At 38.7% G+C, this 12,410-nt stretch carries 12 protein-coding genes and 1 pseudogene; 9 read left to right on the top strand and 4 right to left on the bottom strand.

The features are described from left to right. Positions 1–637 precede the first annotated feature (637 nt). Positions 638–1,183, bottom strand: coding sequence for a helix-turn-helix domain-containing protein (locus tag L6I86_RS10560; RefSeq protein WP_236286881.1), 546 nt, complete (start codon positions 1,181–1,183; stop codon positions 638–640). 191 nt (positions 1,184–1,374) lie between these two features. Between L6I86_RS10560 and L6I86_RS10555 the strand changes: the two genes are divergently transcribed. Genes L6I86_RS10555 through L6I86_RS10545 form a run of 3 tightly spaced genes read left to right on the top strand, consistent with a single transcriptional unit; the run spans position 1,375 to position 3,301 of the window. Next, positions 1,375–1,614, top strand: a complete 240-nt coding sequence (locus tag L6I86_RS10555) for a PLD nuclease N-terminal domain-containing protein (RefSeq protein ID WP_236286879.1) — start codon at positions 1,375–1,377, stop codon at positions 1,612–1,614. Then, complete coding sequence (locus L6I86_RS10550; protein WP_236286877.1) at positions 1,611–2,516, top strand: ABC transporter ATP-binding protein; 906 nt, start codon at positions 1,611–1,613, stop codon at positions 2,514–2,516. The genes L6I86_RS10555 and L6I86_RS10550 overlap by 4 nt, the downstream gene beginning before the upstream one ends. Next, the gene (locus L6I86_RS10545; protein ID WP_236286875.1) at positions 2,513–3,301 is read left to right on the top strand and encodes an ABC transporter permease; all 789 of its coding nucleotides are present in this window, start codon (positions 2,513–2,515) and stop codon (positions 3,299–3,301) included. The genes L6I86_RS10550 and L6I86_RS10545 overlap by 4 nt, the downstream gene beginning before the upstream one ends. Positions 3,302–3,716: 415 nt before the next feature. Here L6I86_RS10545 and L6I86_RS10540 read toward each other — a convergent pair whose 3' ends face one another. Next, positions 3,717–4,838 (bottom strand): DUF5667 domain-containing protein, encoded by a 1,122-nt coding sequence (locus tag L6I86_RS10540; RefSeq protein ID WP_236286873.1) that lies wholly within the window; start codon positions 4,836–4,838, stop codon positions 3,717–3,719. 181 nt (positions 4,839–5,019) lie between these two features. On the opposite strand from L6I86_RS10540, the gene L6I86_RS10535 reads away from it, so the two are divergent. After that, on the top strand, positions 5,020–5,859 hold the full coding sequence (locus L6I86_RS10535; RefSeq protein WP_236286871.1) for a copper amine oxidase N-terminal domain-containing protein: 840 nt from the start codon (positions 5,020–5,022) through the stop codon (positions 5,857–5,859). 366 nt (positions 5,860–6,225) lie between these two features. Next, positions 6,226–6,690: a hypothetical protein gene (locus L6I86_RS10530; RefSeq protein ID WP_236286869.1), complete on the top strand. Its 465-nt coding sequence runs from the start codon at positions 6,226–6,228 to the stop codon at positions 6,688–6,690. 201 nt (positions 6,691–6,891) lie between these two features. On the opposite strand, the gene L6I86_RS10525 is transcribed toward L6I86_RS10530, so the two are convergent. Then, positions 6,892–7,803 carry a helix-turn-helix transcriptional regulator gene (locus tag L6I86_RS10525; RefSeq protein WP_236286867.1) on the bottom strand — a complete coding sequence of 304 codons (912 nt, stop codon included), beginning with the start codon at positions 7,801–7,803 and terminating at the stop codon, positions 6,892–6,894. Positions 7,804–7,903: 100 nt separating this feature from the next. Between L6I86_RS10525 and L6I86_RS10520 the strand changes: the two genes are divergently transcribed. The 4 genes from L6I86_RS10520 (at position 7,904) to L6I86_RS10510 (ending at position 11,355) form a co-directional block, all read left to right on the top strand. Then, positions 7,904–8,848 carry an alpha/beta fold hydrolase gene (locus tag L6I86_RS10520; protein WP_236286865.1) on the top strand — a complete coding sequence of 315 codons (945 nt, stop codon included), beginning with the start codon at positions 7,904–7,906 and terminating at the stop codon, positions 8,846–8,848. A 614-nt stretch (positions 8,849–9,462) separates the two neighbouring features. Continuing rightward, on the top strand, positions 9,463–9,858 hold the full coding sequence (locus L6I86_RS10515) for a hypothetical protein (RefSeq protein ID WP_236286863.1): 396 nt from the start codon (positions 9,463–9,465) through the stop codon (positions 9,856–9,858). A 447-nt stretch (positions 9,859–10,305) separates the two neighbouring features. After that, the gene (locus L6I86_RS35645) at positions 10,306–10,434 is read left to right on the top strand and encodes a hypothetical protein (protein WP_276574832.1); all 129 of its coding nucleotides are present in this window, start codon (positions 10,306–10,308) and stop codon (positions 10,432–10,434) included. Positions 10,435–10,572: 138 nt separating this feature from the next. Next, positions 10,573–11,355, top strand: a complete 783-nt coding sequence (locus L6I86_RS10510; RefSeq protein WP_236286861.1) for a hypothetical protein — start codon at positions 10,573–10,575, stop codon at positions 11,353–11,355. On the opposite strand, the pseudogene L6I86_RS10505 reads toward L6I86_RS10510, so the two are convergent. Beyond that, positions 11,252–11,601: pseudogene (locus tag L6I86_RS10505) on the bottom strand (AGE family epimerase/isomerase). The gene L6I86_RS10510 and the pseudogene L6I86_RS10505 sit on opposite strands and share 104 nt — an antisense overlap. Between the last annotated feature and the right edge of the window lie 809 nt (positions 11,602–12,410).

The raw sequence follows: 12,410 nt of genomic DNA, 5'->3' as shown, positions 1-12,410 counted from the left end.
GAGATATTCTTTAATGTAAGATTGAGAATAAGTTGCCTAGGTAAACAAGGGTATCATCTTTATGTAAAGGAGAGGAGTATGGTTATGGTTAGTAAAGAAATAAGGGACATAATTGAAAAATTACCGATTATAGTGTTAAAAATGACAAAGTAGAGGTCGGAATCGATTATGAAGGTATTCTTGCCGTGGATTTTCCTAATGGATTAAAGAGTGGGGATAAGCTGCAATTAAAAGGAAAGTCAACATTCGAGATTAAGGAAGGAAAAATCTCATTGATTGAAGATTGCAGTTGAGTACACCACACGGTTTTTAAACTAACGTAAGAACGTTAGTTCGATAAACAGCAACGGCGGCAGCCTAAGACATTGTTTTTTCAAATCCTAGTCCGCCGCTGTTTCTTTTTCAATATAATTACAAACAACTATATTCTTGAAAATTTATATTATACAAAATAATGTTTGGCATTCGAATCAAACATAACACACTTTTGTATGGACATATGGAAAGCTTGATAAGATTGCCTGGTATAATAAAAATTCAGCTGGCACGATCCATGAAGTAGGAAGAAAGAAACCGAATGTATGGGGGTGGGATGGTTTCGTTGTAGAGCAGCATCATGTTTTTTAAATGTTCTGTTTTAGGATTCTGGAATAATGGTAAAGGCAATAGTTCGAATTGGTGCATCTAGATCATTAATTTTGTTAGTAGTGTTGTAGTATTTTATCATTAGGTCGTTTAATTCATTTTGAAACTTTATAAAATTTTCATCATCAAGCTTTAATTCTACAAGTGAAAAAGTAGAACCATCATCTGAGCAATCTTGCTCTTCTAATTTGGTGAGATAGTTTTGATATTGAGTCATAAGCGATAACTGGTAATACGAAATATAATTCAGCTTTTCCTTACTAGAAGACTTTTTCCACTCATCTGCACTAAGTCGGGCTTCTTCTTCATTTAAAATGTAGTATTTTTCGGAAATGGATCTCACTTTTTTTTCTTTCATAATGCGAATAACTCCAGCATCTAATAAAACTTGTATATGTCTATATAAAGTTGCCTGAGGCACATCTTTAATGATTTTTACCATTTCAAGTGAAGTCAGTCCATTTTCTTTGTTTCTCATTAAAGCTTGAGAAATCTTCATCCTTACTGGGTGCAGGATAATTTCAGCTTTATTAGCCATTTTTTTCTCTCCCCAATCAAAAAATATCCCGTTATTATCTATAATGATAATATTATCATTGTAAATAACAATAAGAATTAAAACAATATTCTTTAAAGAAAAAATAAGTGTAACATTTCGTATTTCTATGTTATCATTATCGATAATGATAACATATTAATTAATTAATAATGACTTAGGAAGTGGTTAATTTGCAAATGCATTACGGGTGGAACGAATTAAAAGATATTGATTTCATGTCTGTATTGCCGGTTATTTTACCGGTCTTTGCTGTAGGGATGATTTTGATCCTAATAGCATTAATGGATTTATTCAAGCACAGAAAAACGAGGAAAAATGTTTTGCTGTGGAGTCTCATTATTATTTTTCTAAACACGTTTGGTCCGATTCTATATTTTGTTATTGGCAGAAAGGACAATGAAAGAATATGAAATTAGAAGTCAAAAATGTTACTAAAACATATAAAGAAAAAACGGCTGTAAATAACTTTTCAATGGTTCTGCAATCTGGAGAATGTGTAGGATTGATAGGGCCGAATGGGGCTGGTAAATCGACACTCATCAAAGTAATTTCAGATATTATTAATCCTACAATGGGAGAAATATTGCTTAACGGGAAGAAAATTTCGCAAATGAAAAAGGAAATTGGCTACTTACCGCAGTACCCTAACTTTTATCATTGGATGACTGCACAAGAAACTCTTGCTTTCATGGGGGAACTATCAGGACTAAGAAAAGAAGAATTAACAAAGGCAATCCCAGAAATATTATCGAAAGTAGGGTTAAGTGGAGAAGAGAATTCAAAAGTTGGAACATTTTCAGGTGGAATGAAACAAAGACTTGGCATAGCACAGGCGTTGTTACACAAACCATCATTGATTGTAATGGATGAGCCGGTATCGGCATTAGACCCAATTGGTCGAAGAGAAGTACTGAATCTAATCGAAGAAATCAAGAGAGAGACTACGATTTTATTGTCGACGCATATATTAAGCGATGCAGAAGAAATATGTGAAAGATTTATAATAATCAAAAATGGGCAAAAAATTGAAGATACAACTATCTCCGACTTGTTAAACAGCAATCGCGAAAATAAAATGATTTTTGAAGTTACGTCTATCGATCAAGAATGGATGGAAGTTTTGAAAAATTTGAACTATGTAAAGGATGTAGAAGCAGTAGGAAATAAAATAAAAATAGAAGTTGAACATATAGGTTTGAATAAAAACATGTTAATAAGAAGTGCTTTGGAACATCGGGTTGATCTCGTAAAGTTTGAAATCACCAACGATACATTAGAGGAGATATTCATAAAATTGGTGGTGGAAAAATGAATAATTTTAATGTGCTAATGAAAAAAGAATTTGTTCAAACGGTACGTGAATTTAAAGTTATTTGGCTGCCTCTTGTATTTATATTTTTAGGAGTAACTCAACCAGTTGTTAGCCATTATTTACCCTCAATATTAAAAACACTCGGTGGAGCACAAGGTATCACAATTGATCCTAGTATGGCTGCTCAACAAGGTGGGGAAGTACTCGCAACTACTTTAGCTGCTCAATTTGATCAGTTGGGGGTAATAATTATTGCAATTTCTATGATGGGGGTCTTACAGACAGATAAAGTCAACGGTATGTTGGCTTTTATTCTTACGAGACCGGTCACTATAGTATCGTACATAGGTGGTAAAATAATTGCCAATTTCATATTTGTTGCTTGTTCTGTAGTGTTAGGTTACTTGATTTCGTATGTGTACGTTAATTTGTTGTTTACAAATGTAAATTTTGTGGACGCGATAATAGCTTCTTTGTTCTATTTGTTATGGGTTCTGTTTATGGTAACCTTCACTACGATGATAAGTACTATTTTTAATAGCCAAGGTATTATTGCATTAATTTCAATTGTATTCCTACTAGGCTGTAGAATTGTACTTGGTTTGAGTACTCTTACAGATTTTATGAATCCCGCAAGTATGAGTAAACATGCCATGGAAGTATTAATTACAGGAGCAGCCAACCCCAACTTAATATGGAATGTTTTAGTGGTACTTTTATGGATTGTACTAACAATCATTGTAACGATCTTTTGGATTTCTAGTAAAAAGACCAAGTCAGACTAACGGATGGGCTAAATGGCACCATAGTTCGACTTTGGAACGAGATAGGGAGGCAACCTGTATACATAGCATATCGCAATTCGAGGTATATAGTGATTAAGCTAACGGATAACGTTAGTTCAATGAACTGTCTCCTTTATTTGTGTCAGAAGTACTTCATAACTTAATTGTATTTAGGATTTTTGAACACCATAACCACTTCAAAACTATATTTGTCTTTTATTTTGATAAGAAGTCTAGCAAACCCTTATGTTTGCTGGACTTCTGCACTTCAAAACTTTAATGTCTCCCAACACTTGTTGCTAGTAGCGATCATAGACTCTACTAAGTTTTTTAGTAAAAGTAAGAACAGCGTATAACTTCGTAAAAGTTATACGCTGTTTTTTTGCATATGATTCGTTTAGAGCGAGCAGTGGTATTATTCTTGGTTATTACCCTTATTTTTATCGTGTCCATTGCCATTCTCTTTCTCGCTGCTGCCATGTTGGCTATTGTTTCTTTTTTCTTTTGCTTGATCGGATTTATCCAGATCCTGCTTATCTTTACTCTTTTGCGTATGATCTGCTTTTTCCTCAACCGAGTCTTTTTGTTTTACTTGGACTGAGACAGACTCGTTAATAACTTGTGATACTACTGGTGATTGAACTGGTGATTGAACTGGTGTTGGAACCGATGATGGAGTTTCTGATGGAACTGTTATTTGAACTGGTGATGGAACAACTGAAGGAGCCGGTTGCTGCTCTGCCTTAGCTGTAACGTCATCATTCGTCTTCACCTGTTGCGTTTTCTTTTCGATTTTGGACAGTTTTTTATCCAAGTGGGCAAACGACTTTTCTATATTTTTCATTAGAGATGATTGGGCTTTGGGATTTCCTACTTTTTCCAATACTGAGGCCAAAGCTAGAATGTTGTGCTGCAAATCGGTTTTTACCTTCAGTAGCTGCTCAGAATTTTTTACTTCCTTTTCAGAAACGTTCACATCCTCGGTTTCCGTTTGCTCAGATTCCACTATCTTCTCACTGGCCGGATTAGCTGCGATTTGTGTTGTTGAAGTCGCTGCTTCAGCATTCACCGATGGTGACGCAGTTGCAGCGGGTGCAGACGTTTCAGCTGCCGAAAATCCGGAAGCCTGTTCGGTTTTTTGAATCGCATTCTGCTGAATTTCCAACGACTTCTGTAGAGTTAGACTCGCCTCGTCCGTTTTCCCTTTAGCCAATAAGGCGTTCGCTTCTGCCAGTCGTTCTTTGGCAAATGCGGCAAGCAGTCTTGCCTCCTTAACGTCATTGACAGTTAGGGCTAACCGAATATTTTCGTACATTGTTTTTACAAAGTAGAAGAAGTCTCCAGGCAATAGACTAGTAGTAGTCTCAGTCATATTCTGGGTGACGCTAACGGAAGCTGGAGTAGAAGACGGTGTTGGTGTTGACATCTCCGAAGCAAATACACTGCTTGTACCTACGCTAAAAACGAGTATGCTGAGCATAGCGCTCTTCTTTAGAAATTTGTACTTTTTAGGTTCTTTTGTGAATGTTACTTTCATGAATATTACCACCTTTTGCAAGTTGTCTATTGTCTGTCGGCCGATACTAAGGTATACGAGATCACCATTTATTTTCAGGGGGCAGGTAAATTTTAGAGCAGAGAATCGGTATATACCCTCACAAAATCCGAGTGGGATGCCGAATATACTTAGTGTTAACAAAGAGGAGGAATATAAAGAGATGAAAAAAAGATGGATGGTTATCGCGTCATGTGTATTGGCAACGAGTCTAATGGCAGGATCCGCATTGGCAAAATCGGAATCAAGCAATTCTAATGAGGGCAAGTCTGATGCTGTAAAGGTTAACATTGATCTTAAGGTGAAAACTGATGTCAAAGAGACGGTTACATCCGATACTTACGGCGATCAAGGCCATAATGGATATAAAGGGCTGCTCAACGCGATCGACAATGTGAAGGACAAGCCTGCAGGGGCTGTTATAGCAGAGCTTCTTTTAACCAAATATGAGACCCAGCTTACAGCTGAGCAGAAAGCCGAGCTTGAGGCTATCAAAGAGAAAGACGCAGCTTTGTCGGTGGTTGCCGATCTGTTGGATAAGAACGGAAGCGTAACTGACGCCGTATACGTTCAAAAGGAAGCTATTTTAGCAAACGTTACGAATCTTGACTCTTACAAAAAACTAGGCAAATTGTACGACAAGCTAGGGAAAAAAGGTGTGAAATTATACGTTAACGGTGAAGAGCCTACTTTTGAAGTAGCTCCGTTTATCCGCGAAGGCAACACACTAGTTCCTTTCCGTGCGATTTCCGAGGCTTTAAAAGCAACAGTTACTTGGAACGAAGAAGACCGTTCAGTTACTGTTACACGTGATGGTATTACTGTAAAACTCTTTATTGATAGTAAGACAGCTACTGTCAACGGCAAGGAAGTAACGCTTGAGGTTCCAGCAGCGATCGAACAAGGCAGCACGGTTGTGCCTGTGCGTTTTGTGAGCGAAGCCTTGAAAGCAGCTGTGAAATGGGAAGCTGAAACCAAATCAGTCGTTATTTACGAAGAATAGTCCGATCTCATTCTAGAGCCATCCATATTGGATGGTTCTTTTTAGTTGAATCATTTACTCGCATTTATATGTTTTGGGTTCAGGCGATTCCTTACTATAGGGTATTTGATAAGATGAAGAGAAAGTAAATACGAAGGAACAAAACAGTCATTAAACTAACGGTGAACGAGAGTTAAGTAATTGTTACATGATTGAAATCTTATTTTCATCTGGCATTAATCATTCAAGAATATAATAAGAGTCGACCCCCTTTAAAATATAAACTTAGACCCACAGCCCGTTGCTGTGGGTCTCTTTTTGTTATTAAGCTAAAGGGCAGTATTGCTTAATAATTAGTTTCCGATATATGTTAAAATTAACTGCATGATGATCAAGAACGTTGAGCTGGTGTGTAATGAAGATTGTAGTTATGGGTGTATACCATATTTACCAATCCCCGCTGATCTGCAAGGTTTGGATTTGCTATCTACATGGTTCGAGCAATTATCCGAAGCAGCAATGCTACTTTCCAAAACTTCTGACTTTGTAATAATCAATGATATTGACTCTTTTAATTCATGGGTAGAAATTCAAAAGAGTGATGAACATGTATTTATTAGTCATATAATATCAGAAAAGAAAGCAGGACAAGGTACATTGTTGTTTAAACCATTAAGTAATTATATAGATGGTCCTTGGGTGAAACAATCTGTCCCAATAAATGTTTTTTTAAATGAAGTCATTAATAAAACACAAGCATTTATGAATGAACTCATAGCACATAATAAAAATTTCCTATACGTCAATTGGTTAAAAAGAACAATGCATAATATAAAAAATATAGATATTTAGACGAGATTGTACTAACGATCTGTGGCAGCCCTTCACCCCGCTAACGGGCAGGATAATTTAAGATTATTCGCACTGAGCCTTACCATAAGTGACGGCGAAAAGTTGAGTTGAAGGTTGAAGCTTCGATGGTAAATCTATGAAGAAGCGCGTAAAGACCCAACTCATGTGGAATCGGTCATATATGCCGAGACGAGACCTTTATCAGGAATAGTTCTCCATCATTTGATATAAATAATTTCGAAAGTCTTCAACATAGGTTTTGGGCTCTACAACTTTTAGATGAGTGCCGAAGCTTGCTAATAATTGAAATCCCCTACGATTTTGAGGGACATAAATGGTTGCTAATAAAAATCCAGAACTATGGTCTTCAATACTTCTTCGACCATACCTTTCGATGATTTGATCTTTTATGCTAGGCGATATCCATGCCTTAATCGTGACGAGTTGCGGTAGATAACTTGCTTCGTGTCCTTGCTCTGACCAATCGTCTCTAGGATGAAACGCGCGTTCATCCATAGTAATATGATCGATCCGAGATAACTTGAATGTTCGAGATCCCTGTCGATGTAAACAGAATCCTTTCAAGTACCAACTCGATTCGCTAAAATGCAACTCATAGGGCTCGACCATTCTATTCGTTACAGCCCCGTCTTTATCTGTATAATCAAACGAAACCAGCCTTTTCTTTAAAATGGATTCGTGACATGTCTTTAAGGTTTCAAGAATCTCGGACCGACCTTCCCAATCATAAAACGACAGTTGAATGGAACGATTCAGAGACAATGGACTAACCATTGCCTCTATTTTTTTAATCGTTCTTTCAACTTCTTCAGTAAGGAGGATTTGTTCCAATCCGCCGAGTGCAGTTAAAATATTCTGTAAATCGGAGCTGCTTAAAAGGCGTTTATCAACCTTGTATTCATCTATTATGCCGTAGCCGCCTTTGACCCCATTGACAGAGTAGATCGGGATGTTCGATAAGCTCAATGTTTCCATATCGCGAAGGATCGTTCTTTTGGAAACATTGAATAGTTGTGAGAATTCCTTTGTAGAAACAACCTCTTTTTTCAGCAATATCATGATAATCGAAATAAGTCTCTCCACTTTGTCCATAATTGCCCTCTTTTTTCTACATGATTTCAGAACGGTGACACTAAGATGTCACCTTTTGTCCATTATACTACATGTATTACAAGAAGGAGGTTTTGATTTAATGTTTAATCCAACCGATTTTCCCAAGCCCACCCTTATTTCAGTTAACGGTGTGGAACTCGAAGTCTTTGAAGCAGGCCGACAAAATGCCGGAAAACCCATTGTCCTCTGTCACGGCTGGCCAGAGCATGCCTTTTCTTGGCGCCATCAGATGGCCGCCCTTGCCGCAGCGGGCTACCATGTCATCGTCCCAAACCAGCGAGGTTACGGCAACTCATCCCGTCCGACCGAGGTAACAGACTATGACATTGAACACTTGTCGGGTGATCTCATCGCACTTCTCGATCACTACGGATACGAAGATGCCACCTTTGTCGGTCATGATTGGGGTGCAATGGTCGTTTGGGGACTGACCTTATTGCATCCAAACCGTGTAAACAAAGTGATAAATCTGAGCTTGCCTTACCAAGAGCGCGGAGAAAAACCCTGGATCGAGTTCATGGAAGAAATACTTGGCGGCGACTTCTATTTCGTCCACTTCAATCGACAGCCAGGCGTCGCGGACGCCGTATTAGAAGACCATACATTCCAGTTCCTTCGCAACCTGTACAGGAAGAACGAGCCCCCCACAGCGCCTCAGCCAGGTATGGTGTGGATCAATCTCGCCAGAGCAGAAACACCACTGGGTGAGCCTTTGATGAGCGACAGCGAGCTGGCAGTTTTCGTCTCCGCCTTTGAAACATCAGGGTTCACGGGCAGCATAAATTGGTACAGGAACCTTGACCGCAACTGGCGCTTATTGGCGGAGGTGAACCCAATCATCCAACAGCCGACCCTCATGATCTACGGCGACCGGGATTTGGTCCAGAGGTCTGAAAACCTGACAAAGTTCGTGCCCAATGTGGAAGTGGTCAATCTGGATAGCGGTCATTGGATTCAGCAAGAAAAGCCGGAAGAAACAAACCAAGCGATTTTGAAATGGCTGGAACAGCAGGATGCCACCTAGTCCCAAGAGCGTTTCAAGGTTGAGCCTGCCCTCCGGCTTGACCGGAGGGTGGAATGAGATGATCCTCTGAAAAACAACGAAGGAGCTGCAGTGACAGCTCCTTTTGCATTTTTCGCCGATAGACCCGTTAAGCTGAACCGTATCACTAGTCATTAAACTAACGGATAACGTTAGGAAATAGCGGTTGCTTCGGCAGCCGTTTTTGTTTCCCCGCTAACGGGCAGGATTGTTTGGTTGCTATGGAGTATTATTAGTCGTAACATTTCACTAAACTAACTTGGTTCTACACGCTCTTTTTAGGAGGAAATCGTTTGTTAAGTAACATAAAAGAACTTTTTAGTGATTTGGATTTCTTTTCAAAGCAAATTGCTGAGGCAGATTTGTCAACAATTATGTTTGAACAATACTATAACGGATTAAGTTATTACGCTATCGGGAGAACGATAGTTAAACTGTGAAGGGCTGCAACGTGTGGCAGCCCTTCACCCCGCCAACGGGCAGTATAGTTAACTAATGCATCTTTGAAGAGAGTGAATATTCCATGCAAATGTGTTAAATGTAGTGTCCTGTCCATACATATAGAAAAGCAAAATGTATGGGAAAGGATGAACTAAATGAAAATTGCGTTGTATATTATTACTGTTATTAGCTTATTTGTATCAGCAGCTTGCAGTAACTTGTTTAGTGAATCGGATGCAGTAAAATATACTTTAGCCAAGATACATGAGTTAGATGACCCTCATTTAAATATCGATTTCCCAAAACGAAATGGAACTAGGACTGTGAAAGTCACGATAGGTGGTATGTATGGAAATACAACCAGTCTAAAGTTAACAACGAGTGTTAAATTGATTGATAAAGAAACATACGAAGTTACCCTTATCAAAGATTGGAACTATAAGGTGAATGATATAAGAGTGATTAGCTTTTGGGTATTTAAGGTTACACAAAGCAATGTGACTCTTTTAAGAAAAGACGACAAGGATGATTTACTGGCTGCAATAGGTTGATGATTAGGGTATAGTGTCCGCATCCCAGCCAAGTACATTAGGCTAACGGTCAACGTTTGTTCAATAAACACACCATTAGGAGGCTGCCAGCATTATTGGCAGCCTCCATTACGTTAACGGGCAGGATTCGTAGTAAAAGGGTAACTTACGGTCGTAATAACTTAATATCCTTACAGTCGCTATATTCCAAAGTGATGAAATCCTGCGAATGAGTGAGTTTACGTGAGATAAATCCTTAATACTGAGGGACGGATAATGATAGTTGAATTAACCGCCTTTCAAAGGGCGCTTTTCTTTTGGGATAAAGACAACTTTGATACCCTATGGAAAAAACAAAAGCGTGACATTTGCCGATGACAAAACGGTATTTGAATTGGTGTAAGGATTATCTAGGGTGGTATCTTAATGATTGAACCGTTAACTAAGTTGAGGTGAGGAGGAGTTGAAATGGAAGCAGTAAAATTAATAGCAAAGCCTGTAGTGGGTACACTTATTCATAAAGTAATTTTATTAATTACTCATTTTGTTTATGGTACAAAAATTTGTTTATTGCCTGGTTTTGTATGTACAGAGTAAGTTGTACAGGAACGATTCGCACACATTTGAAATCAGGAGGTGATGATTTGGTAAGCGTTTTCGAGGCAAAATGCTGAATCCGTTCATCGATGATTTTCAGATGATTCAAGTTTTGAATACGATGAAAAGGAGATCATAATGGTCAAATGTGGAATAAAGCCGTTGACGGCGATTATTTTGATGCTGGTCTTGATTATTAATTTGATTCAACTGCCTAATCATGCATCCGCTTCAAGCGGTGTAGATGAGTATGACATGCTTCGTTCTAAAATTTACGATGTTTTAACGGGCGGTGACAACTTCGATCCGACCGATCCAGATATTTCTCCTAGAATATCAGGTATTGAAGCAAACGGCCAGAAGTACTGGTCCACCATAAACAATGAGCAAAACAGGACCTATTTGTGGAGTGATTTAAGCGACCCATTAGGGCCAAATATGGACTCAACTCATCTTTCTGGAAGCTACAGCCGTCTGGCGCAGATGGCAATCGCTTACAGTACAAGAGGAACCAGTCTATATAGCAATCCCAATCTGCTGGCGGATATTATTAGCGGCATGGATTGGATGTATACCAACAGGTACACTTTGAGCGTACCCGTAAGAGGATACGGCAATTGGTACGACTGGCAAATTTCCTCGCCGAATTCAATTAACACTGTGTCAAACTTGCTTTATTCGCATCTGACCACCCAGCAGCTGAGCGATTGGCATGCAGCACTCGACCGGCAGACACTTCCGTTAAACGCATCCAATGCCGGCGCTAACAGGGTATGGACATGCAATATCATGATTACTAGCTCGCGTTCTGCCCGCGTTAAGGCGATACTATTAGCCAATCATGGGCAATTTCATCTACATAGAGGCCATCGTTCTCCCTCCAAAAATGACTTTCAAGTGTGTCGAAGATCTCACTTATAATAGGCTCCGCCCAGGAAATTCCCGCCTTACATGACGTAGAGACAGCTAAGAGGGCAAAGCTTGTCCATACGCATATTTCGTTCGATTCTCAGCATGTTTTCTTTTCAGAACCCAATAATATCCTCCATGCTCGTGATCCCATTGATACTCCTGAAGAAAGCGTAGACCATGCTCAGTAGCTTCACGGTATTCCAGCGACCCTTCGATTTGGCAGGCGGCACTGAAAATATAGACGAATCGAGCCATTCCAACGAGCTGCTTTGTCTAATAGTCGCATACAGTACCATCATCCAAAAAACAGTTGATATATCCAACGTAGGTGAAGTCGATGCATCTGGGATAATAAAACTTAACGATATCCAAGATATGTTGTTTAAGAAAGGAGGGTTTTGTAAAATCTGAATTGCTTGAATCGACAAAATTATTCACAGATTTACCATCTTTATTAAAAGCCGAATAAAGGTTTATATGCTTCAGGACTTGGCTAGTATTACATATAAAAATAAAACTTCTCGAAATTAAACCAAGAAAGGAATTATTATAGGTTAATAATCGAGAGATGATATTTGAATAAAATAGTGGTAAGTCTAGTTCATTATTAATAAATTCGAAAGGAAATGTCGGAGAATTGCTTGGCTAGGTCATATAATTAAGTAGAAGATGAGAAGAAGCTAGAATAGCTGTATTGTCTTGATGACACTGAATGGTCCAGCGTAGACTTCCTTCTATTTGTAAACTTATTTGAAGGAAGGGGCAGATTGGCATGAAACTTCACAATCTGCCTTAAATGCAATCCGTGTTCAAGGTGATCACAACACGATTATGGTTCGGGGAAATAACTGGAAATGGACTTGAAGTGATAAATTAAATTTTTAAGTAATACAAGTGGGTGTCTCAGAAACCATGAAAATGGCGAGGGCACCCACATTATGTTTCTGAATGGTTAGTTTTGTTTTTACCTTTTAAAAAAGATCATTTTTACATGAAAGACGGTTATAGCCTTCTCATGTCGAAAAGATCTATATTGATTTGAGGAAATTGTGCCAAGAATTTTC

Source organism: Paenibacillus allorhizoplanae (assembly GCF_927798215.1).
Taxonomy (GTDB): Bacteria; Bacillota; Bacilli; order Paenibacillales; family NBRC-103111; genus Paenibacillus_E; species Paenibacillus_E allorhizoplanae.
Note: the sequence above shows the minus strand (reverse complement) of the source record. Positions and strands in the feature narration are given on the sequence as shown.

What these genes read in the sequence shown, in the direction of transcription:
- L6I86_RS10545 (WP_236286875.1), top strand. Translation starts at nt 2,513, where the DNA reads ATGAATAATTTTAATGTGCTAATGAAAAAAGAATTTGTTCAAACGGTA.
- L6I86_RS10550 (WP_236286877.1), top strand. Translation starts at nt 1,611, where the DNA reads ATGAAATTAGAAGTCAAAAATGTTACTAAAACATATAAAGAAAAAACG.
- L6I86_RS10540 (WP_236286873.1), bottom strand. Translation starts at nt 4,838, where the DNA reads ATGAAAGTAACATTCACAAAAGAACCTAAAAAGTACAAATTTCTAAAG.
- L6I86_RS10525 (WP_236286867.1), bottom strand. Translation starts at nt 7,803, where the DNA reads ATGGACAAAGTGGAGAGACTTATTTCGATTATCATGATATTGCTGAAA.
- L6I86_RS35645 (WP_276574832.1), top strand. Translation starts at nt 10,306, where the DNA reads ATGGAAGCAGTAAAATTAATAGCAAAGCCTGTAGTGGGTACACTTATT.
- L6I86_RS10510 (WP_236286861.1), top strand. Translation starts at nt 10,573, where the DNA reads ATGGTCAAATGTGGAATAAAGCCGTTGACGGCGATTATTTTGATGCTG.
- L6I86_RS10520 (WP_236286865.1), top strand. Translation starts at nt 7,904, where the DNA reads ATGTTTAATCCAACCGATTTTCCCAAGCCCACCCTTATTTCAGTTAAC.
- L6I86_RS10515 (WP_236286863.1), top strand. Translation starts at nt 9,463, where the DNA reads ATGAAAATTGCGTTGTATATTATTACTGTTATTAGCTTATTTGTATCA.
- L6I86_RS10530 (WP_236286869.1), top strand. Translation starts at nt 6,226, where the DNA reads ATGATCAAGAACGTTGAGCTGGTGTGTAATGAAGATTGTAGTTATGGG.
- L6I86_RS10560 (WP_236286881.1), bottom strand. Translation starts at nt 1,183, where the DNA reads ATGGCTAATAAAGCTGAAATTATCCTGCACCCAGTAAGGATGAAGATT.
- L6I86_RS10535 (WP_236286871.1), top strand. Translation starts at nt 5,020, where the DNA reads ATGAAAAAAAGATGGATGGTTATCGCGTCATGTGTATTGGCAACGAGT.